The 22,129-nt window shown below is 38.6% G+C and carries 21 protein-coding genes and 1 riboswitch; of the genes, 3 read left to right on the top strand and 18 right to left on the bottom strand.

The annotated features are described in order from the left end of the window. Nucleotides 1–245: 245 nt before the first annotated feature. Entirely contained in the window at nt 246–2,486 is a 2,241-nt protein-coding gene (locus LL038_RS16875; protein ID WP_216124956.1) for a molybdopterin-containing oxidoreductase family protein, read from the bottom strand. Between the two features lie 421 nt (nt 2,487–2,907). Between LL038_RS16875 and LL038_RS25740 the strand changes: the two genes are divergently transcribed. Next, nucleotides 2,908–3,072 (top strand): transposase domain-containing protein, encoded by a 165-nt coding sequence (locus LL038_RS25740; RefSeq protein WP_216125046.1) that lies wholly within the window; start codon nt 2,908–2,910, stop codon nt 3,070–3,072. 283 nt (nt 3,073–3,355) lie between these two features. Here LL038_RS25740 and LL038_RS16870 read toward each other — a convergent pair whose 3' ends face one another. The 14 genes from LL038_RS16870 to LL038_RS16810 form a co-directional block, all read right to left on the bottom strand. Next, complete coding sequence (locus LL038_RS16870; protein ID WP_216124955.1) at nt 3,356–4,663, bottom strand: methyl-accepting chemotaxis protein; 1,308 nt, start codon at nt 4,661–4,663, stop codon at nt 3,356–3,358. Nucleotides 4,664–4,894: 231 nt separating this feature from the next. Continuing rightward, complete coding sequence (locus LL038_RS16865) at nt 4,895–5,329, bottom strand: MOSC domain-containing protein (RefSeq protein ID WP_216124954.1); 435 nt, start codon at nt 5,327–5,329, stop codon at nt 4,895–4,897. Nucleotides 5,330–5,334: 5 nt separating this feature from the next. Further along, entirely contained in the window at nt 5,335–5,544 is a 210-nt protein-coding gene (locus LL038_RS16860; protein WP_216124953.1) for a cyclic pyranopterin monophosphate synthase MoaC, read from the bottom strand. A 4-nt stretch (nt 5,545–5,548) separates the two neighbouring features. Further along, nucleotides 5,549–6,502 carry a GTP 3',8-cyclase MoaA gene (gene moaA, locus LL038_RS16855; RefSeq protein ID WP_216124952.1) on the bottom strand — a complete coding sequence of 318 codons (954 nt, stop codon included), beginning with the start codon at nt 6,500–6,502 and terminating at the stop codon, nt 5,549–5,551. A 67-nt stretch (nt 6,503–6,569) separates the two neighbouring features. Next, complete coding sequence (locus tag LL038_RS16850; protein ID WP_216105727.1) at nt 6,570–7,592, bottom strand: molybdopterin-binding protein; 1,023 nt, start codon at nt 7,590–7,592, stop codon at nt 6,570–6,572. A gap of 19 nt (nt 7,593–7,611) precedes the next feature. Then, nucleotides 7,612–8,829, bottom strand: a complete 1,218-nt coding sequence (gene glp, locus LL038_RS16845) for a gephyrin-like molybdotransferase Glp (protein WP_216124951.1) — start codon at nt 8,827–8,829, stop codon at nt 7,612–7,614. Nucleotides 8,830–8,911: 82 nt separating this feature from the next. Continuing rightward, nucleotides 8,912–9,053, bottom strand: a riboswitch (molybdenum cofactor riboswitch). A 45-nt stretch (nt 9,054–9,098) separates the two neighbouring features. Further along, the gene (mobB, locus tag LL038_RS16840; protein WP_216124949.1) at nt 9,099–9,620 is read right to left on the bottom strand and encodes a molybdopterin-guanine dinucleotide biosynthesis protein B; all 522 of its coding nucleotides are present in this window, start codon (nt 9,618–9,620) and stop codon (nt 9,099–9,101) included. Nucleotides 9,621–9,670: 50 nt separating this feature from the next. Then, nucleotides 9,671–10,300, bottom strand: coding sequence for a molybdenum cofactor guanylyltransferase (locus tag LL038_RS16835; RefSeq protein WP_216124947.1), 630 nt, complete (start codon nt 10,298–10,300; stop codon nt 9,671–9,673). A 313-nt stretch (nt 10,301–10,613) separates the two neighbouring features. Next, complete coding sequence (locus LL038_RS16830) at nt 10,614–12,095, bottom strand: [Fe-Fe] hydrogenase large subunit C-terminal domain-containing protein (RefSeq protein WP_216124945.1); 1,482 nt, start codon at nt 12,093–12,095, stop codon at nt 10,614–10,616. A 4-nt stretch (nt 12,096–12,099) separates the two neighbouring features. Further along, complete coding sequence (locus tag LL038_RS16825) at nt 12,100–12,654, bottom strand: NADH-ubiquinone oxidoreductase-F iron-sulfur binding region domain-containing protein (RefSeq protein ID WP_216124942.1); 555 nt, start codon at nt 12,652–12,654, stop codon at nt 12,100–12,102. Then, the gene (locus LL038_RS16820; RefSeq protein ID WP_216124941.1) at nt 12,651–14,960 is read right to left on the bottom strand and encodes a molybdopterin-containing oxidoreductase family protein; all 2,310 of its coding nucleotides are present in this window, start codon (nt 14,958–14,960) and stop codon (nt 12,651–12,653) included. The genes LL038_RS16825 and LL038_RS16820 overlap by 4 nt, the downstream gene beginning before the upstream one ends. Before the next feature lie 404 nt (nt 14,961–15,364). Continuing rightward, a complete protein-coding gene (locus tag LL038_RS16815; RefSeq protein WP_216124940.1) occupies nt 15,365–16,087 on the bottom strand; it encodes a FadR/GntR family transcriptional regulator in 723 nt (240 codons plus the stop codon). A 136-nt stretch (nt 16,088–16,223) separates the two neighbouring features. Further along, entirely contained in the window at nt 16,224–16,421 is a 198-nt protein-coding gene (locus LL038_RS25735) for a TetR-like C-terminal domain-containing protein (RefSeq protein WP_375293019.1), read from the bottom strand. Nucleotides 16,422–16,455: 34 nt separating this feature from the next. Beyond that, entirely contained in the window at nt 16,456–17,850 is a 1,395-nt protein-coding gene (locus tag LL038_RS16810) for an MFS transporter (RefSeq protein WP_216124939.1), read from the bottom strand. A 382-nt stretch (nt 17,851–18,232) separates the two neighbouring features. Between LL038_RS16810 and LL038_RS16805 the strand changes: the two genes are divergently transcribed. Both LL038_RS16805 and LL038_RS16800 read left to right on the top strand, forming a co-directional pair. Beyond that, entirely contained in the window at nt 18,233–18,904 is a 672-nt protein-coding gene (locus LL038_RS16805) for a response regulator transcription factor (protein WP_216124938.1), read from the top strand. Then, nucleotides 18,901–19,965, top strand: coding sequence for a HAMP domain-containing sensor histidine kinase (locus LL038_RS16800; RefSeq protein ID WP_216124937.1), 1,065 nt, complete (start codon nt 18,901–18,903; stop codon nt 19,963–19,965). The genes LL038_RS16805 and LL038_RS16800 overlap by 4 nt, the downstream gene beginning before the upstream one ends. A gap of 125 nt (nt 19,966–20,090) precedes the next feature. Here the strand turns inward: LL038_RS16800 and LL038_RS16795 are convergent, their stop codons facing one another. From LL038_RS16795 to LL038_RS16785, 3 genes are all read right to left on the bottom strand, one after another. Beyond that, nucleotides 20,091–20,522, bottom strand: coding sequence for an Rrf2 family transcriptional regulator (locus tag LL038_RS16795; protein WP_216124936.1), 432 nt, complete (start codon nt 20,520–20,522; stop codon nt 20,091–20,093). A 68-nt stretch (nt 20,523–20,590) separates the two neighbouring features. Further along, on the bottom strand, nt 20,591–21,217 hold the full coding sequence (locus LL038_RS16790; RefSeq protein WP_216124934.1) for a DsbA family protein: 627 nt from the start codon (nt 21,215–21,217) through the stop codon (nt 20,591–20,593). Nucleotides 21,218–21,435: 218 nt separating this feature from the next. Continuing rightward, a complete protein-coding gene (locus LL038_RS16785) occupies nt 21,436–22,119 on the bottom strand; it encodes a DUF554 domain-containing protein (protein ID WP_216124932.1) in 684 nt (227 codons plus the stop codon). Nucleotides 22,120–22,129: the final 10 nt, after the last annotated feature.

Below are 22,129 nucleotides of genomic sequence, written 5' to 3'. Positions count from 1 at the left end.
AGTCAAATGGTAATTTGATACAAGACTTTCTGGAAATATACTTATATGATGATTACATTTTTATTAAAAACCATAAATATCAATACCAATTCATGCATAAATATGGTAATTGAAAAAATTAAAAAAGATACCCTTTAAATATAGATACATATTTAATTTTTGTTAATTACATAAGTATTTTATGAAGATCATTCCCAAATTGTCGATCGATTCAGCATATTTCTTCTACATGTTTCGTTCCCATCCTATATTGCTTCCACTCGGCAGGGCACATATCTCAAAATAGGGTTACCTGTCAGTTTATCTATATGTTTGACGCTGGTCAGCGTGTTGACCCCCACACCGTACCTTTTTCCGTTAAAGTCAAAACCGAACTGATGCGGAATAAGTACGTAGCCCTTTCTTGTTTGGTAGGTAAACTGTGCTTCGATCTCCACCGAACCAGCTTCCGTCGTGACTCTGGTCATCTGCCCATCTTTCAACCCCAGTTTTTTACCATCTTCAGGATTGATGGCAAGCGTACAGGGATTACGATACTCATAGGTAGCAGGATTGCGCATAAAGCCATTATGTCCGTCGTCCGTATGCCTGCCTGCGCTAAGGATAAGAGGATACTCTTTCGGAAATATCAACGCCTGCTCTTCTTTTTCAGGTGTGATGTCCTTGATATATTCATCAAGAACATCGACGAACAAATGTATTTTTTTATCCTCATTAACTATATATTTGAAGTTGTTCTCGCGTTCTTCTACGGCAGCCAGCACACCTTCCGGATGGTCGCACACAGCCTGGAAAACGTCATCCATCATTGCAGATCCAGGTTTAAAGCCAGCACCAGGGACTTCTTCCTGAAACCTTTGTGGTGCAAGCATTAATGCTCCCCAAAACATGGCTTTGTGAGCAGAACCCATGGCTTTGCCCAATGTTTTCCCGATAATAAATGGCGCTGCAGGCATGTATTCAGGGTTATTCTGCAAATACACCATCAATTCCCCAAAGTATTCCATGCGACTCTTGTTCCGCGCTGTCTCGTACAGCGAATCTGGAATTGTAGGAATAAATCCCATCGCATCGCCCAGCCTCAGCCAGATCTCCCCACTCTCCATCCGCTCACCCTCCGGTTGAACTACAGGGTGCTTCAACATACAATATATTTCCGGATAAGTACACTGGACAACGCTAAAGTCATAGGACTCATAGGCAGACATTGCGGGAAGAACGTAATGTGCATACTTCGCTGTCTCCGTCATGCATATATCGCTGCAAACCAACAGATCAAGCTTGGAATATGCTTCTCCTTGAGCTGTTGAGTCGGGGAAGGAGCGTACCGGATTAGTCGTTGACATCAGCAACGCACGAATTCGGTTTGGATTGTCGTTCATAATCTCTGCCGGTAACACCGCTGTCGGGAAAATGCCTGTAACCGGAGCAAACCCGGTTGCCAATGTCCTCCAAATTTTAGGATCCTGATCATCAGTGTGATTACCAACAGACGCAAATCCCCCCCATGCAATAGAACCTCCCGAGACAAACATGACTCCGCAAACACACATCAGATTAAATAGCAGACTTGTACTCATAGTATTGTGACGGCCCATGAATATGCCGAGATCTTGATGCACACCCCATTTGCGTGTCGTGAGAATCCTGCATAATTTTCGCACTTGCTCGTACGGCACCTCGCAAACGCGGCAAGCTTCCTTGATGTCGAAGTTCGTAAACCACGGTTTTACCTTGTCGAAATCACTGACCCACTTATCCAGATATTCCTGATGCTGCCATCCTTCCTGTATGATAAGGGTTATCATCGCACGCATCAGCAAAGCGTCTGTGCCGGGACGCAAGGCAATATGCATGTCGGCCATACGCGCTGTCTCGGAAAGTCGGGGGTCGACCACAATATACATGCGGTCGGGGTCTTCACAAATTTCGCGGGTGAATCTCCTTGCATTGTTAGTCTGATGAGAGACATATGAGTTGCACCCCCACATGATCAAGACCTCATTGAGTTGTTCGTCCGGTTCAATCCAGTGGGATTGATCCCCGATCATTTTGCCGACGTTCCAGAAAAGCCCCATAAACTCAAGACCCGTCGGGCTAAAAGAATATTGAGAGCCCACCATCTTCATAAATGTCTGTACATAGGGACCTTCACCTTGAATTGCTGCTCCCGCGCCGCCCACATTGCCCACAGCCCTTGGCCCGTACTTGTCCAAAATCTCGCGCAGTTTTTCCGCAATTTCAGCAAATGCCTGTTCCCAAGAGATCCTTACAAATTCCTTACCTACTCGTTTGAGCGGATAGTTCAAGCGGTCCGTATTGTTCTGAAAATATTTGGAACTCCTTCCCTTTCGGCAGCAATAACCCTTAGTCCGTGGATTGTCCGGATCCGGTCTCACATTAACTATCCGATTGTTTTCGATCTCCATTTCTAGACCACAATGTGACCCACAAAAAGCGCAACTAGTTTTTTCCAATTTATTCACAAACACATCTCCTCTGTTCATTAATAATCATCAAGCAGCCAATTTTTTTCATTTCGCCTTCTTTCTGTACTTATAAAAACACACACTATATTTTACAATTGGGTCTATGGGTATTTCATTCAAAGATCTAGCATACCATAATCATATATTATACCACGCGTAATTATGCTTTTAACGTATACCGTTATATACCAATCATCATATTTTTGTAATCAAAACAAAAGTGATGCTACAAAACAGGTTCTACAATAGATATCTTTATTCTTAAGGAACTCTTAACGTAATGCATATGAACTTAAAAATTTTAATAGGTTTACGAACAGGAATTCTTTATATGATAGCTTAAAGTTTCGTAAGCGTAAAAGAATTAACGGATAGATAAACATTTGCCCCCTTAAAATCTAGTGCATTACTTTATAGTATTACTGAAACGGCTAAAGCCAATGGCTTAGTAGTAGAAAAGTATTTAGTATATTTGTTTGATAGGCTTTCTAATACAGAAGTTAAGAAAAGTGACATACTAGAAAAATTTATGCCTTGGTCTAAGAATATTCCAGATGAACTGCACGTTAAAACTAGTAAATAATTATTTCTATATAAAGTTTTATCCAACAGAGAATATAATTTTTTCTGTTGGGTTTATTTTATCACTTAAGTTATCTTGCTGCTATGCGTCGATTCTTTTACGCTTACAAAATAAATGCTTTCGCGTCGATTTTTATCTGCGAAAGTTGAGTTATTAACTTTCTTATTGAAATGACAGAAAAAGGAAGAATTTTTTAATCTAGAGAATTTTAATATCTTTATTTTTTTAGATTTAATAAATACGATATTATAATATATGTTTCATAAAAGGACTTACTTAATACTTACACTTTGTATTTTTTTAAACTATTATCCATATCTTTGGCTATATCACTTAATTCTCCTGCTGATGTTGACATTTCTTCAAAGATTTTCAACTGTGTTTCAACACTTGCAGCCAATTCTTCACTAGAAGCTGCTGTTTGTTCAGATACATTAGCTGTATGTTCTATACTAGCTATAGATTCACTCTTTAATGTCTCCATTTTCCTTATTGTATTACTTGTATCATTAATCTTTAATGTAATTAATTCAATTGCCTCTGCAATTCTTCTAAAAGAAATTTCGGTTTGGTCAACTGCTATAAGCTGCTCCTTTGAAACATTTTGCATTGATCTCATTGCATTAATTGCTTGCTGAGAATCATTTTTAATATTGTTCATCAAACTGCTTATTTCTTCTGTTGAATTTTTACTTTCTTCCGCAAGCTTCCGTATCTCATCAGCTACCACTGCAAATCCCTTACCAACATCACCTGCTCTTGCAGCTTCAATAGCAGCGTTTAATGCTAAAAGATTAGTCTGATCCGCAATGTTTTGTATGGCCGTTACAAATAGTCCAACACTTTCAAGAGTTGCTGTAAGATTTTCTACAGCTACAAATATTTCTTCAGAAGAGAGATTATAATCATCAGATTTTTCTCTTAATTTTTCTACAATGCAAAGACCTTCTTTATTTAATTGATTTACATTATCAGTTTCTTGAATAATATCACGATAACTATTATTAACCAAGACTATATGATCCGATAGTTTTCCTATCTTATCAACGCTTTTTTGAGTTTCGGATACTTGTTCTGAAGCACCTATTGCAATTTGATCAATTGTTTTTTCTATTTCTGTTATTGAATTCATAGCTTGATCTACTTTATCTGTCATATTAAAAGAAGCATTAACAATAGCTTTTGTGAGTTTATAAGTACCTTCTATAATTTTTCGCATCTCTGCCGTTAGGGAGTTTAAATGCCCCTGTATACTACTTAGTAATTTATTTTCTTTTAAGTTCATGCTAACAGACAAATCACCAGAGTTTATTGAATTAACTACATTTCCAAAATTATCAGCCGCTTTTTTCATAAATACTGTGAAAGTAACAAAAAGTACTATCTCTATAATTATATTTGATATTATACAAAATAGGATGAGAGATAACGATTTATCAGAATTAGTAATTGCCTTTAGTATAACACCAGAAATTGTTCCCTCAATTACAGCTAGTAGTATTATTACCAATATTGAAGTTGTAAATACTGCTGATAATACACCAGTTAAGCTAATTGTTTTACCTTTCTTTTTCTTAATTAGTTCCTCCATAAATATTCCCCCTTTAATATTCTCTTTTGTTAATATTTCTATTACATCGTCTAATTCAATTCGATATGATTATATCAATTTCTTTTTCTGAAAACATTTGTTCTTCTTCTTTTTTAATACTTTTGTTTTTTTTTATAATCTTTAGAACTAGTTCTTAGAGAATTACTATATGCTTTTGCTGTCCTAACCTGTAATTCATAACGTTTTTTCATTGGATATTATAGTCCCTAGCTATTCCTCAATGTATAGCAAATCTCCAGGGCAAACCCAGCCTGGCTCCAAAACCTTAGCAAAAATGCCTTCTCGGGGCATGACGCAGTCCCCACAAGCTTTGCGAATAGCGCAATCATTGTGGCATTCCTTGCCAATTTGGGTGATCTGACACATTGACTGCCCTATCCGAAGCTTAGTTCCAACTGGTATCTGATAAAGCAGGATGCCTTCCGTCAGAATATTTTCGGCGAAAGCGCCATTTGACAGAGGAAATGATATCTTCTCCTGCAATTGCTCGACACTTTCCCTGCCAAGCAGGCTGACCTGTCGGTGCCAGTTCCCAGCATGGGCATCGCCGATAATTCCGTGATCTTTTTCAAGATACACCTTCTTTACTTCATGTTTTTGCTCACCTTTATTTTCACTGATACAAACCGCAAGAACTTTTGCCATCTTTATCAACTCCTTTTATCGTTTTTCTGGTTGGAAGTATGTATACTTGCATATTCTGAGGCGTAATCCCGCAGAATCTCAATTCCGTGTTCAAGTGTATGCGGGTTCATTAGAACACGCCCACTCGCAACAGCAGTGCGATGGGTGTCTGCCTTGTCTCCAAAATCAACCATACGAGCATGTCCTTCCATATTAAAATGTGAAAATTTTTCCATGATTTTATCCTCCAATCTCATTCATACAACGACCTGCTTGACTTGGGAAAGCAGGGGATAATAGTTCGTGTTTCAATGGCTTTTCCAAAATCGCCTGGCAGATGGCCTGCCGCAATTCTTTTCCTCTAAGTCCTTTCAGAGGTATTTCCTGTGAGGAATGCAGGCATGGTTTCAATCTTCCATCTGCTGTCAGCCGTACCCTGTTACAACTGCTGCAAAAATGTTGACTTATGGGACTGATTAACCCTACACGTCCTTTTCCATTCGGCAGACGGTAGAGGCGTACTACCCCTTCGCGATGAGACATAGGTTCAAGCTCCGGAACCCGCTGCAAAATGGTTTCAGCAGTAATAAAGGCTTCAGAGTGGAAATTAGCACCTTCTCCTATGGGCATCAGTTCGATAAAGCGAATCTCAATATCTTTTGTTTTGGTAATTTCCACAAAATCCTCAATTTCGTCATCGTTGTAGCCTCCAATTAAAACCGTATTTAGTTTAATTGGATACATTCCAGCGTCCTCTGCAGCACGAATACCATTAATTACTTCCTCAAAATGGCCCTTGCGAGTTATATTACGATATTTTTGAGGGTTAAGCGTATCGAGGCTGATATTAACCCGGGAAATTCCTGCCTTTTTCAAGTCCATCGCCATTGTAGGAAGAAGAATGCCATTTGTTGTCATGCTGACCTCATTAATACCTGAAACATCAGCAATTTCCCTACACAAATTCACGATGCCTGGTTTGGTTAACGGCTCACCACCAGTAATCCGAACTTTTTGAATACCAAGCTCCGCAGCCATCTGAACAATCTCCACAATGTCTTCGAAACTCAAAAGATCAGAGTTCCTCAGTTTCGGAACTTCCTCTTCTGGCATACAGTAGACGCAGCGCAAATTGCATAGATCGGTAACAGAAATGCGTAGATATGTAATTTCACGGCTAAATCTATCTTTCATAACAGTATCTCCTCGTCTATATTTTAAGTCCATGACTTATGCATAGACATGTATTTTTTATTTTCTTTTAGTAACGCCCAAAAGTACAAATCGGATAGTGACAAATTTCGCAACCAAGACAAGAGCCTCCCTCAGCCATGGCCACAAAATCTGCCTTATAAAAGCGTTCTCCAGTAAAAAGTTGTGGTAAAACCACATCCAAAATTGTTGTGGAGTGTTGGATTGCAGCACTTGGAACTCCAATCAGGGCAGTATTACCAAGATACGCCAGCATAAACATATTGCCTGGCTGAATAGGAACCCCATGCGTGATGACCTCTGCTCCAGTTGCGCGCATAACAGTTGGCGTAATATCATCCGGATCGACTGACATACCTCCGGTAAATATTAGAAGGTCTACGTCTTTTCGAATAAAAGTAGATGCTATAGACTGAAGCATATCTGGAATATCATCACAGATAACAATATCCAAAATATCCGCTTCGAAATAACTGAGTTTTTTTCGAATAAGTGGCTCAAAGCGATCTTTTATCCGACCATTGAAAATCTCTGATCCGGTGATGATAATTCCAACCTTCAATTTTTGATAAGGTTTTATAGTAAAAAGTGGAATCGGACTTTGAGCACAAATAACCTCTGCCTGCTCAATCTGCTTCTTTTCAGTAGTGAGTGGTACGATACGCAGACCAGCCAACTTCATATCCGGTTCAACTCTAAAATGATCGGGCAGGGTGGTAATCGTTATGTCCCCGATCGTATTGAGCTTACTCAACAGAGTCTTGTTTACCCGAAACTGCCCTTTGACAGCCGCTGTAAGGGTCATTTTCCCTTCATATGGTCCAGAATAAAAAGTTCCTTTGACCGGAGCCATAGAAGCGAGTCTCAGCGCAGCATCATCCTCATGAATTTCGTTCTCCTGATCCTCCCAAATAAAAATATATTTTTTCCCCATGTCTAAAAGGTTGGGAATGTCCTCTTGCTTAATTACATGACCTCTGGCGAATGCACGACCTTTAAACCCATCTCTCACAGCAGTAATGTCATGGCATAATATTTTCCCCACCGATTGTTCAACAGCAATTTTTTTCATAAGGAACACCTCCGATGCTCTAATCTATTAAATAGGCTTTTAGGACAGTTCCCTTTGCCAAAGCTTGAGAACCAGCAGGTACAACAGCTAGTACATTACAACCAATCATAGAATGAAGAACTCCATTTTTCTGGTTCTCCGGTATTCGCATCCTAATCTGTCCACTATCAAGTTCCAATTTTCCTCTTAGTAATCGAGTTTTAGGACTTCTTTTTGGAAAGTCATTCGCAAGTGTGATATATGTAGTGACAGAGACAGTACGTGAACGACCCGAAAGCTTACGAATAAGAGGTATGGTAACTGCATAAAAGTTTGTCATAGAAGATGCTGTATTTCCAGACAGACAACAAATCATCTTTCCACCCTTGCGAGCATAAATGCAGGCACCGCCAGGCTTTAGAAACAAATCACGTACCATAATTTCAGCTCCCAAAAGTTCGAGAGCGGCTGGCGTTCTGTCATAGTCTCCAACACAAACACCCCCGGTACTGATGATCATATCACAGGAATCGAGTCCCTTTTCTATTACGAATCGAATGTCTTCCTCTATATCCTTTGCGCATCCTAAAAAGACAGGTAAAGCTCCCGCATGCAGGCACGCAGCCTCCAATGCATAGCGGTTTATGTCATGGATTTTACCTAAAGAAGGTGCATCTTCGGCGTTTAATAGCTCGTTGCCCGTTGAAAGGATTCCAATCATTGGTTGACGATAAACCAATGGCGTTAAAATTCCCTGTGCGGCTAGTACTCCCACTAAGGAGGGATCAATAACCGTCCCCTTTTCAGCCAGTAGATCTCCTGCCTTAACATCTTCTCCAGCTGGCACTATGTTAGACCCCACTGAAACTGAGCCATATAAAGTTACTTCGTCTTTACTAAAATTAGTATCCTCATATTTCACGATGGCATCAGCACCTATCGGTACAGGTGCGCCAGTCAAGATTTTTATAGCCGTCCCCTCCACAACCGACTGCGTAGGAACGCTCCCAGCTGCAACCTCTTCTAAAATACGCAAAGTTACTGGCCTATCTTGGGAAGCATAAGTAGTATCTGACGCAAAAAAAGCATAGCCATCATATGGTGAACGGTCAAAAGGGGGAACATCTGTAACAGCCCTAATATCCTCGGCTAGCACCCGGTCAACCGACTCAGAAATGGAAATCTCCTCGGTAGGAAGAGTGGTGCACAGATTGATTAAAAGATCTCGGCCATACTCAAAATCTAAATTATGTTTCATATATTGTAATACCTCCTAAAAAACTCTCCTCCGCTTTGAAAGGACAGAGCGTTCCAGAACAACAGACTTCGGGAGTATTAAATTCCAGAATAGTAGCTCTCCTTTTCAAAGATGGAAGGCACCGGCGTTTCCACCGTCACCTAGAAACCTAACCGAATTGATTTGGTTTCGGACCGGACCGCATGATTGCTTTTAGCGCGCCGGACTCGGAGAAAATATTCATATTGTTTTGTTTTCTATAACAATTTTGTTGTTAGTTAATCGTAACATCATTCCTCAGCTATATAATTCATAGTGTACTCGTAAATCAGTTCAGCGAGTAAGTCAATATCATCTAAAGAAAAGCAAGGAATTGAAATATCAAGTATCTCGTCAGTCATAACAGCTAAGCACTCCTCTGGCCTGCAAAGAAGCGTAGATGAGCTAACTGCGCGGCGGTGAATCTCGATTTTCGGATATGCACTTTTCTTATATCCCTCGGTTAAGATCAAATCCACTGGAGGCAAACGGTCAATCACTTCCTCAATTGTCAATTCCTGACGGCGTTTTTCGATGAACGCAACCTTCTCAGCCGAGGAAATAGCCACTACATCAGCACCGGACTGTGCAAAGCGATAGCTGTCCTTGCCGGGATAATCGATCTCAAACCGATGGGCATCGTGTTTAATTACAGCAATAATCAATCCTCGTTCTTTTAAAAGGGGAATCAATTTTTCGAGAATTGTAGTCTTTCCGGTTCCGGAATTTGCGACAAAGGTAATTATAGGCGACTTTTTGTATTCTTTTTTCATTGATTTATCTAATCTCCTTGCTTATAGTAGATAGAAGGTGGTGCTCCATACTACCTGTTTGAGAACTTTGTACACTGGCGCCATATCAGGTCTGAGGCTGAAAGAATATGATTGTAGTCCTCTGGTGTATTTATGTTTTGAAGCATTATTGGTTTAAAGCCTGGAAACCTTTCTGCGGGTATATATAGCGGCAGAAGTTCTTTCTCTATCAATCGAAAAAGTGTAAGACGCTTCTCTTGGATGGCCTTTCGCATGATAGGCAGTGCTGCTGCACGCCTGAAAGCCGATAACACAGGAAAAGCCCTTCCATTTCCAGTCAGGATCAGAGCATCGTTTTCCATACTGCGATAGCTCAAAATAAACTCTAAAAGCTTTTGTGGCACCATCGGCATGTCGCATGGAATAAAAATTACCCACTCCGCCTCTGTTTTTTCCATTACAGACACCATTCCAGATAATGGCCCACATTCGGTTGCCTGATCCAGAATATTTACAAAGCCTGGTAGAGGTTGGTCAATATCATCAGCAACCGAGAAATATCGTTCAGAAAAAAGGGAAAGTTTTTCCGCTGCCAGCTCTTGAAGGGTCTTTCCTCCCAGAGGCAGCTTTCTTTTATCGGTACCCATGCGGCGACTCTGTCCTCCAGCAAGAATAGCGGCTGCAATTTTCGTCGTGTCCATACCTATCCCTCCTAGTATAATGGATATTCTACTTGCTGATCGATTGATTGCCACTCTTTAGGTGCTAATCTAGGGGACTACGCGCATTACGGCCTTTCCCAGTGGCACATTGGCGCTGAATGTAGCTCAAAGTTCATAATCATTTTAATCAATAATTATGATGATTTTGTAGGGTAAATAGCCATGTCACCCATTGACAGTTCAATTTCTTCTATATTGCTGCAGTTTTCCCGAGCGGTTGAGGCCAGTACTTTTTCAGCTGGGAATCTGTAACAGCTACTGAGCCAAAGTTGTCAAACTCTGTTGAAGGCAATTAGGCATTTATCCTGACAACATTGTAAGGTGAAATGCCGTTTTTGACTTCTGTCAGTAGTTCACGAACCTGCCCAAGATTTTTTGCAACTGCTGCTTTAACGTTGGTGTTACCAATATACAGATCTAATTTTTCGGTATTGTTGCCGACTTCCCAGGTAACAGGGGCGAACAGCTTTCCGAACTGCACATAAGAGTTTTCAATCGATCCAAAACTATCAAGCTCAGACGGATGAATCCTCTTTGGATTAACGCCTGTTCTCAGGAATATACGGTATAGCTCTCTGGCGTTGACAACGAAATCAACACTTCCGTTTTCCACTGCTTCTGCTGCGTTTTCGTTATCTGAAACAATTGAGATCGTGCGGATATTTTTAGTTACAAGCTGCTTTTCAGCCGCGAAAACTGTCTTCGCATATTTTCCGAACTCTTGCTGAGGTGATGCATAATTAAGTAAAAGCTCTGAAAAATCGGCAAAATTATGCTTCATGAACTTAGCCGCCGCATAGCTATCTGTAATGATAATAGGGCTCTTCTTGTCACGTTTAATTTTATCGGCCAGTGCCGATGCGGCTGCATTTATAGCTTTCGCTGAAGCGAAATCATCTGTTAAAACATAGTCGACTCCAATTTTGCGTAGTCCTGCAGCTACAATTCGAATATCCAGCTCAGAGGAGCCAAATTTAAATAAAGTGGAAAGCTCTTCCAAAACGCCTGAAGAAATCTGGGCAATCGTAGTAATGTCATAATTGTGTGTGTTGTACAGAAGTGCGTCAATATGTTCCTTAAAAAACAACGCACCTGTCGGGCATGACTGCACGCATCTTCCGCACTGAACGCATGAACTGTCAGCATGTCTTTTTTGACCTTCTGTAGTAACCATAATTTCAGATCCACGGTTAATAACGTTCAAGGCATGTACTGTCTGCACTGAATTGCAGATATCTGAGCAGCGTCTGCATTTGATACATTTGTTGGGGTTACGTACTATAGAGCCTGTGGAACTATCAATTTCATACTTGTATGGCTCCATCTCATATGGCAAGGCATCTACCTTGTACTCACGTGCCAATGTCTGTAGCTCACAGAATCCGTCTCGTACACAGTCACAGAAGAAGCACATCTCGCAAAACTTCGGATCCAAATCTTCGCATTTACTGCTACCAATTCTCAAGCAGTGGTGGCAATCTACAGCATGACGGGATAGAAGAAGTTCGAGCGTTGTCTTTCTGCTCTTGCGGAGTGCTGGAGTATCAGTCCTGACTACCATACCTTCGGACACTCTCGTAACGCAGGCAGGTTTGTAGGTTCTGCCACCCTCAACTTCGACCACGCATATACCGCAGTTCGCTCTGGGATTGAGCATTTTTATGGTGCAGAGGGTTGGAATTCTGATACCACCTGATACCGCTGCAGCCAGAATGGTGATTCCCTTGGGAACTGACAACAGCTTGTCATTGATTGTTACATTCACAAATTCCATTTTATCATACCTCCTGAGTGCTTAGGCTAACACTAAAATCATCTGGGAATAAATTCATTGCACTGATTATTGCTGTTGTGGCTCCTTGTCCCAGCGGGCAGAAGCATGTCTTACCCATATACTCAGACAGATCGCGGATTTGTTGCATATCTTTCTCTGTACCTTTTGCGTCAGCTATCTTTTCTGTCAACTGCGCCACTCTGAGCGTCCCTTCACGGCACGCAACACATTTACCGCAGGATTTATGTTTGAAAAAATGAGTAATACCCACCAATATATCAACCATATTATGTCTGTCGTCGATGACGAGTACCGCGGCTGAACCAAGTGCACCGCCGATTGCTCTCATGGATTCGAGGTCAACAGGAGTATTAAGCTGATCAGGCGTTAAAAAACTGCACGAACTTCCTCCGACTTGAACAGCTTTGAGCTTGCGTCCGTTTACTACACCGCCGCCCAGTCCAAAGATGATATCCCGTAGTAAGGTGTTCGTCGGCACTTCAAAGCATTCTTTATTGACAACATCGCCGCTCAATGTTACTTTATATTTTGTATTCACGATTCGCTACCTCCTAATATTGCTTCTACTCGGCACGGCACATACCGTGCTATTGGGTCCCCTGTCATCTCATCCATATGCTTTGCAGGTAGCAGGGTGTTTGCAGAAATGCCATATTTTTTTCCATTAAATTCTAAGCCAAAATGATGAGGAACGAGAATATAGCCTTTACATGTCTGATAAGTAAATTCCGTTTCTATTTCTACTGAACCAGATTGAGTTGTTATCCTAACCTTCTGGCCATCCTTTATACCAAGCTCTGCTCCGTCTTCGGGATTCATTGCAATTACACAGGGATTACGATATTTATTTGTTCTGGGGTTTCTCATTACGTTGTTGACTCCAGCGTCTGTGTGCCTGCCGGAGCTCAGTACAAGCGGGAACTCTACTTTGGTCGTAAGTGCCATATCTTCCTTTTCAGGTGTAATTCTCTTAATATATTCATTAATATCTTCATTAAACAAATGTATCTTTCCGTCGGAATGCGCAATTCTGTGGAAGTTTTCATTATCGGCAATACCGAATACTATCCCCTCAGGGTGATCCATAATTTCTTGAAAAACAGCATCCAACAGGCAAATATCTTTAAGCTTTGGTATTACCTGCATTATCCTGTGAGTATTTTTTGGTTTGTGGCTTGCACGCTCGATCTGGCCGGTACCAGCCAAGGGAGAAGTTATCGTGGCTGCCCACGTCAAAGAACAGGCTACGGATCCCATTGCTTTGCCCAGGGTTTTAGCGATAATCATCGGCAGAACATCGGCGGACAATTTCTTCCTGACAACAAACAACATAAGCTTTTTTAAATACTTTATGCGGTCTCCGGTAGCCACAGCATCTTTTGCCGCATTGTAGAGACTCTCCGGAATTTTGGGGATAAGACCCATGGCATCGGCCATTCTCATCCATATCTCGCCACCCTCCAGGCGCTCTCCTTCTGGTTTCAGTACCGGGTGCTTTAAGTGGCAGATAGTCTTAGGCCAGCTATATTGGAAAGCGCAGAAATCATAGCCTTCATATGCGGTAGTCTCAGGCAGAATGTAATCCGCAATCCTTGCTGTTTCACTCATGCAAGTTTCCATAACAACTAAAAGATCAAGATTGTTAAGAGCTTTTTCCATCAAGTTTGTATCTGGGTAGGAACGTATTGGATTACTCATCGCCACAACCAGTGAACGCAAATGTTTCGGATTATCGCTCAAAATCTCCTCTGGTAGGCAACCCACAGGAAAAGATCCTTTGACTGGCGCATAATTCGACTCTAATGTTCTCCATACCGTTTGGTCATGATCGTCAGTACCAAGACCTTGGTCGAACATTATTTCTTGCACGACGCAGCCACCGGGAACACAGAGCACTCCGCAGACACTCATCATAACGATAAGTAGGTAAGGCGACAGCGTATTGTGACGTCCCATTGATATACCTAAATCCATATGCAGTCCCCATTTACGGGTTGTTAAAATTCTACATAATTTTTTTACCTCTTCATACGGGATCTGACATATGCGGCAAGATTCCTCTATATCAACATTTGTAAACCACGGCTTAATCTTGTCGAAATCCAGAGCATGTTCATCCAAGTAGTCCTGATGCTGCCAGCCCTCCCGAAGGATAAGAGCTATCATCGCACGAATAAGCAAAGCGTCCGAGCCAAGGCGCGGAGCAACATGCATATCTGCCATTCTGGCTGTCTCCGAAAGGCGGGGATCAACTAAGATGAGCATCTTTTCGGGATCCTCAGAGAATTCGCGAACGATAGTCCTTGCCCGTGCAATCTGATGTGTAACATAAGTGTTTGTTCCCCACAGTATAAGGACCTCATTTCGTGCTTCATCAGGGTCAGCAAAATTGAACTGGCCACCGAGTATCTTGCCGTAACTCCACCATGGTCCCATAAATTCAGCACCTATCGCTGTGAACTGATTCTGGGTTCCTACCAATTTCCTAAAAGTCTCTGCCATTGCGTAGTTCGCCTGAGCTGCAGGCAATGAACACCCCACAGTGCCGATAGCACGTGGACCATACTCATTAAGTGTCTGGTTCAATTTCTCTCCAATTTCTTTAAGCGCCTGTTCCCAGGATATTTTTACGAACTCATTACCTACGCGCTTGAGTGGATAGTTCAGTCTGTCAGTATGATGCTGATAATTTTTGATAGAGCGACCTTTTCTGCAACAATAGTTTTGGCTTCGAGGACTTTTCGGATCCGGTCTGACATTCACAATCATGTTGTTTTCGGTTTGCACTTCCAATCCGCAAGCCTGTACGCACATGTTACAGTTGGTTCTTTTCCATTCTCCCATTGAATTTCCCCCATTATGTATATTTTTAGAAGTGTCAGATGGGACACTTCCAAATTACAATATATTACTCATCTACTGATATAAAAAAAAAATATTTTTATTCTGATATAGCCTAAAGCTTTCTATAACAATCGTAAATCAGTCATATTTTTTCATTTGCCTATCTTTCTGTACTTATAAAAATACGCACTATATTTTACAATTGATTCTATATATGTAGTTGGTATACCATATTACATTATGATTTTATCATACATTCATATGGTATACCAGATATAATTATATTTTTTTGATATGTTTTGGTTACATCCAAGCATCATGTTTTTTCGCAATAAAAAAGCGCTACTGCAGTAATTTCCACAGCAACGCATATTTGTCAAACACAAATTAATCATAAAAGTCATTCATTCTGTTAGTCGAAAGCCAAGTGCCTTTCCAGAAGTGTCGATTTCGTCCATAATTGCTTCTCTTGCCTCAAGTGCATTTTTATTGCGAATAGATTCAAAAATCTTCCGCATGATGGCTAAGCATTGCTGTTTTCCATCTTTTCCCGTCAATATGAAGTATTTTTTATTCAGTGCATAGACAATGGGATAAAACGAATTATACATCAGGGGATAGATGATATTACCGGAGGCAATACTGACGCTGTGATGAAACTTGAAAGCAAGTTCCGCAAGTTCCGCAATATCATCTGTATTTTCCATCTTAATCAGGTGCGACTCGATGACCTCCAAATCCTCTTCACTTCGGTTCAACGCCGCCTTCATCGTATTGGTATTTTCCATATCCTTTCGAAACTGCATAAAAGATTGCAGCATCTCTATGTCAAAATCATCGCCGTTGTATTGCATGATGGAATTTAGCACCTCCACCTTGCCCTTATTTTTATAATTAGAAACATATGTTCCTGTACGCGGAATTACTTCTAGAAAACCCTTTGCCTCCATATCCGCTATCCCGCCGTTTACAATTGCGCGGCTGACCTTCATCTTTTCTGAAAGCTCTCGCTCAGTAGGCAGTTTCGTCCCTATAGCCATCTTGCCGGATAGAATCATGCCTTCCATCTGTTTTACAAACAATTCTCTCAAAGATGGAGTTTGTAGCTCCTCAAAAAACAATTCCATTATTAACCCTCCTGAACACTCTTTAAATTGAATTATAATACTTTGACGTCACATGTCAATACTTTATTATAATATACTTAAGTAGATATTTATAAATATTTTAATAACAATATAATCCCTTTAGTAATTAGTTGTGTTAGTTAATACTATCTAAATCTTGGCGAACAAGTTGAGTAGAAAAACGGACCATTTCATCTTTATCCATCTGGCATCCGGATAGAAACCAGTTTCGCCATAGAGCAAAAACACCATGACTTAAATAAGTCATAACCATATTTTGATGTGCAGTGTCAATATTTTTACCAGCAAATAAGTTCTTTGAATGTTTTTCTATTTAAAGGAGGAATAACTTCAAATGAATTGTTACCTTAAACATTTTTTCTGCGTTGTGCAAGTTCTTTAGTAATTTGAGCTTGTTTTTCTCCTGTAAGATCCAACCACATTATAGCTCCAGTAAATACAGCAATAATAGCAGGTACAATACTCATTAACACCCTAAGTCCAAAGAGTGTGGAACTGTTTTGTTCTGCTCCTGGTACATATCCAACAAAAACTAGTGCACTTGCAACTAATGCACCTGATAACGCAGTAGAGAAAGTTTGTAAGAATTTTTGAATAGAACCCATAAATGCATTTATATTAAGGCCACTCTTCCACTCAGTATAATCCATTGCAGCTGGCATCAGCGTAGCAAGAGCTGGAGTAGATATTCCATTAAATAAACCAGCGATGCCCATTAAAATTAAGAAAAATGTAGAACCTGTTGAAGTAGCTGGAATTAGCATAATTCCTGCAAATGTTATCACATTGACAATAACACCTATTATTATATTATTTTTAATACCAAAGATTTTAGTTGCTTTTGAACTTAATACTACACCAATAAGAGACGGAACCAAAGCAGCAATTCCCATGGTGACCATCAAATTCTCATTGTGGAAAAAATATTTAAAATAATATAGCATGACAGCAGATTTAACACCAGTAGATAAATTTGTTGCAAACATATATATATATACAATTACAGCAGTTTTATTTGTGATAACAGCCATAAACATCTGTTTAAGTGAAGGGGCATTTTCATCTTTTTTTACTTTTGCTATATATCTTTCCTTTAAGGTAAATCCCTCAAATAGTGATATTAATACAGTAATAATACCAACGCCTGCCATAAGTAAAGAGAATCCTTTAGAATCATTACCACCACCTAACAGTTTATATAAAGGTTGTATCCCTATGGTAGCTAATATAGCTCCTAGCATAACACCCATCATGGAAATCTGACCGATTGATACTCTCTCATCAACTCTTTTTGTAATAGCAGGTATTATTGCAGCTTTTGGTCCGCTTACAAATGCGTCTGCAAGACTATAAATAGTGTAAGTGATAGTTACATATATTAACTTTCCTGTAGGACTTAAACCCATATTTGTATAGGTTAAGAAACCAAAAATACCAAAAGGTACACCTAGTATTATAAACCATGGCTTGTATTTACCCCATGGTGTAGTTACTCTATCCACAAAAACTGCAAAAACTGGCGCTGATACAGCAGAGAGAACACGAACAACTAGAAATAATCCTCCAACATAAGCCACACTAATTTTCATTATGTCAGTATAAAAAAAGAGCAAAAATATTTGTATCATTTCATAATGAAAAGTTCCAGACAATCCACCTATACCACAAGCTAACTTCTCACGAAACTTAAGTTTTCGGTCTTCACCTTCAATAATATTTGTATCTATAATTCTTTCTTCCATATTTACACTCCTTATCTTTTGAGTTGTTATAAAGTTTTAAAAAAACAATGATTCACTTATTTCTTATTTTAATCTCCCCTCATTAAGGTATTTCTATGGTTTATATGTTTAAACCAGCATATTCTTAATATTTAATTGTTTACTTGATGACCTTATTATCTTATACCGGTGTTAAAATGCTTTTAAAGTAATGTTAAAAAAATGTTAAATTGATTAATTAACCATAATTGACAATAAGTTAACCAATTTTCATAGGAATTCATAAAAAAAACTTTGTGATAACATGAGAGTTGCAGTTAAAAAATTAACAACTTTTTAACATTAATATTGTATAATATAATTATTAATGAAGTCTTATAAAATGAAGGGAGAAACGCAGGCTATGTTTAATATTCTTGTTGTTGAAGATGATACAAAATTGAATTATATTATATGCGCTTATCTTAACCGTAATGGGTACAACGCTTATGGATGCAAGAATCCGATAGAAGGATTTGATAAAATGGCCTCTACCATGTGTGATTTGATTATTTCAGATATTATGATGCCAGAGATGGATGGTTTTGAATTTGCAAAGGTTATGAGGGAACAGGATAAGACAATGCCAATCCTATTTATTACTTCCCGTGATGATATTTCATCAAAGCAGAAGGGATTCCGTATTGGTATTGATGATTATATGGTGAAACCCATAGATATGGATGAATTAATTCTCCATGTTGGAGCTCTGCTGAGGCGTGCGAACATTGCTAATGCAAGGAAGATTACGATTGGAAGATTGGAGATGAACATTGACGAGATGACAGCAACCTTGGATGGTGAAGAAATTCCGATAACAGTTAAAGAATTTAATATATTGTACAAATTGCTTTCCTATCCGAAACGTACATTTACTAGAAGTCAGTTGATGGATGAATTTTGGGGATTATCCAGTGAGAGCGGTTGCCGAACTGTGGATGTATATATTACAAAAATAAGAAATAAATTTTCCGATTGCAAAGACTTTGAAATAATAACGGTACATGGGCTGGGATATAAGGCGGTGCTAAAATGAGAAAGGATGAAAAAACAAAAGATAAGCGAATTAGTGCAAGTCTTTTTTCATTAAAAGAATATTCGTTAATATTCATTATGCTTTTTATAGTAATCAATACTTACGACAGTTTGAATTACAGTTTAAAAAGTGATAATGATTCGTCTTTTTTTATTATTAACGGTTTATTGATGGGGAATTTAATCTTTTTATGTTTAGTCATTTGCATCGCACTAGGAGTAATAAGAAAGCATATTATAGGCAAACCGATTAAAAAAGTTTGTAAAGCTGCGAATAAAATTGCTGATGGCGATTTCTCGGTAAGAATTGCGCCATTTCGTACAGATGGTAAAAAAGATGATATAGAGGTTTTGATTGATGATTTTAATAAGATGGCAGTGGAACTGTCAAGTATTGAAATGATGAAAAATGACTTTATCTCTAATGTATCGCATGAGATTAAGTCGCCACTTTCTGTTATTCAAAGCTATTCTATGGCATTACAAGATGAGGATCTTTCATTAGAAGAGAGGCGAGAGTATACGAAGACCATCGTAAATGCAACACAAAAATTGTCATCCCTTGTAACGGGTATCCTAAGACTTAATAAATTGGAGAATCAGGTTATATTTCCGGTAGCTGTGGAATATAGTCTGGACGAACAATTACGTTGTTGTGCGCTTGACTATGAGGAAAAATGGGAAGAAAAAAATATTACACTGGAAGTGGAACTTGATGAGGTGACTATAGCTAGTGATGAAAGCCTATTAGAAATTGTCTGGAATAATTTGATAGGAAATGCAATTAAATTTACTGATGAGGGTGGTATTATAAATCTGAAATTGAGAAAAGAAGAAGACACAGCCGTTGTAACAATTGGGGATAGTGGATGCGGCATGCATGAGGAGATAATAAGACATATTTTTGACAAGTTTTATCAGGGAGATGTATCTCATTTTAAAGAAGGAAATGGGCTGGGACTCGCTATGGTGAAGAAAGTCTTGGATATTGTTGATGGAGAGATTAAAGTAGATAGCAGACCAAATGAGGGAACTACTTTTACGATAATTTTACATATATAAATTTAAAAATTGTTTTGTATACGTAAAAAATAACTAGATTATCTAATATGATTCAATAATTATAATTATTGAATCAATTTAATGCATTTTAAAACATGCATTATATAATAAAATCATCAAGTAAGCTATTTATTAATTTTCTCATTGAAATCGGAAACAACATCAAGAATGGTAACATTTTTTAGAACATGTTCCATCGATTCTTGTGCATTAAACAAAGTTACTTCAATTACGGATTGAATGTTTGCACCTATGGGACAGTTTGGATTTGGAGTTTGATGAATTTGAAATAAACCACCAGGCTCCACTACATCTACTGCCTTGTATACTTCTAATAAATTTATCTCTTCAATATGCTTAGTAAGATATGAACCGCCTGTTCCACGTTTCATATCAACAAGACCTGCATTTTTAAGCATCCCAAGTATTCTTCTGATTACTACTGCGTTAGTATTTACACTGTCTGCGATCATATCTGAAGTTGGCAATGGAGTTGGATAAATGGATAGAAGAGATAGTATGTGGACTGCTACAGTGAATCGACTACTTATTTTCATATCCAAAACTCCTTTTTATTTAAATCCTGATTTTGAATATTATTAGAAAAATTTGTTCCTTCAATAATTTATTCCCTTAATAGAATTTTATCAAGTTCTTCAAAACTGCTATAGCCTTGAGCAATGATTGTTCTTTTGTTTCCTTTTTCAAGAATAACTGTTGGAAAACTCTGTACCCCCAATTTTTGGCCTTTTTTAAAGCACTCAAAAGTTTCTTCACTCAGTTCCTGTGAAAGAAATTTTTTTTCAAAGTCTTCTTTAGAAATACCAAAACTTTCGGCAATTTTAGTATAGACAGTAATTTCATTCATATCTTGACCGCTTACAAAAAATGCTTCTTGGATTTTTTTTAGAAAATCAAAGGCCATATCTCTATTTGATTTTTGAAAGAGAACCATTGCCTTTGCACCTGGCAAGCTATCTAGAACTCTATTACCGCCCCCTAATACATTTTTATTAAAGGCTTCACCGAAGTGAACACTAGTTAAGGCCTCTACTCTAACGTTATTAGTTTTTATATATTCACCTAAAAAAGCATCCACTTTTTTAACTTCATCACCTACCCACATGCCTCCAGGTATTATTTCAAAGTCATATTTATCCTTATGTTTTTCATGGATTTTAGTAATAACATCACTAAAACCATAACACCATCCACACATTGTATCCATAACATAATATATTTTATTTTTCATGTTTTATACCTCCTAAAATATTAGTATCTGATAGTAAATCTTTCGCGAGAAAATTTTGGATTCTGGTTGTACTCATTATAGTTACAACTAGAAAATTTGTCAATTGTTTTTTATTATTAACATTAGTTATTTTCATTGTAAGTAAATGTTAATTTCAATGCTAAAAGATAAATTTTTTCTCTTTCAGGTTTTATTTAGATATTCATTAATCTACATGCTCATAATCCTATTGCTATTTTCACGAGAAAGAAGATAATCGGAACAAGAAGGGAAGGAAGCATATTTAATGTCTTGCAATCCTTAATGTTTAAAATAGAAATTCCGGAACTTAAAATTAAGAAACCACCTACAATAGAAATTTCAGTTAACAAATCCTGTGTTAAGAACCGTGATAAAAGTCCTGCAGCAATGTAAATACTACTTTGCCATATAAATAAAACACCGGCTGCTATTGATATTCCAAATCCATAAGTGGATGCCAGTACCATTGATGTAACAAAATCTAAGGTTGCATTGGTAAAAAGATAAGTATTATTACCGTTGATAGCACTTTCTATCGGTCCTAATATAGATAAAGTTCCAATGCAGAATAATAGTATAGCCGTAGATAGCCCTTGCCCTAAGTTATTTGAGGAAAACTTACTTGTCAACTTCTGAAATTTCCCATCCAAATTTAAGATAGTTCCGAGCAAGCTTCCAATTGCAAGACTGATAATAAAAAGTACAGGGAAGTGGCTTTTAGGCATATTCTGTACCACAGAATTAATCCCAAGCCCAGTAGCTGCAAGCCCCATAGCCGTAAACAAAGCTCCTTGATATTCCTCTTTAATTCCTTTCTTTACCACCGTTCCAATCAGACTTCCTGTTAAAATAGTTCCTGTATTTATGATAATTCCTAACATTCTCTTATTC

Source organism: Clostridium estertheticum, from assembly GCF_026650985.1.
Taxonomy (GTDB): Bacteria; Bacillota; Clostridia; order Clostridiales; family Clostridiaceae; genus Clostridium_AD; species Clostridium_AD estertheticum_C.
This window is presented reverse-complemented; position numbering and strand designations above follow the sequence as displayed.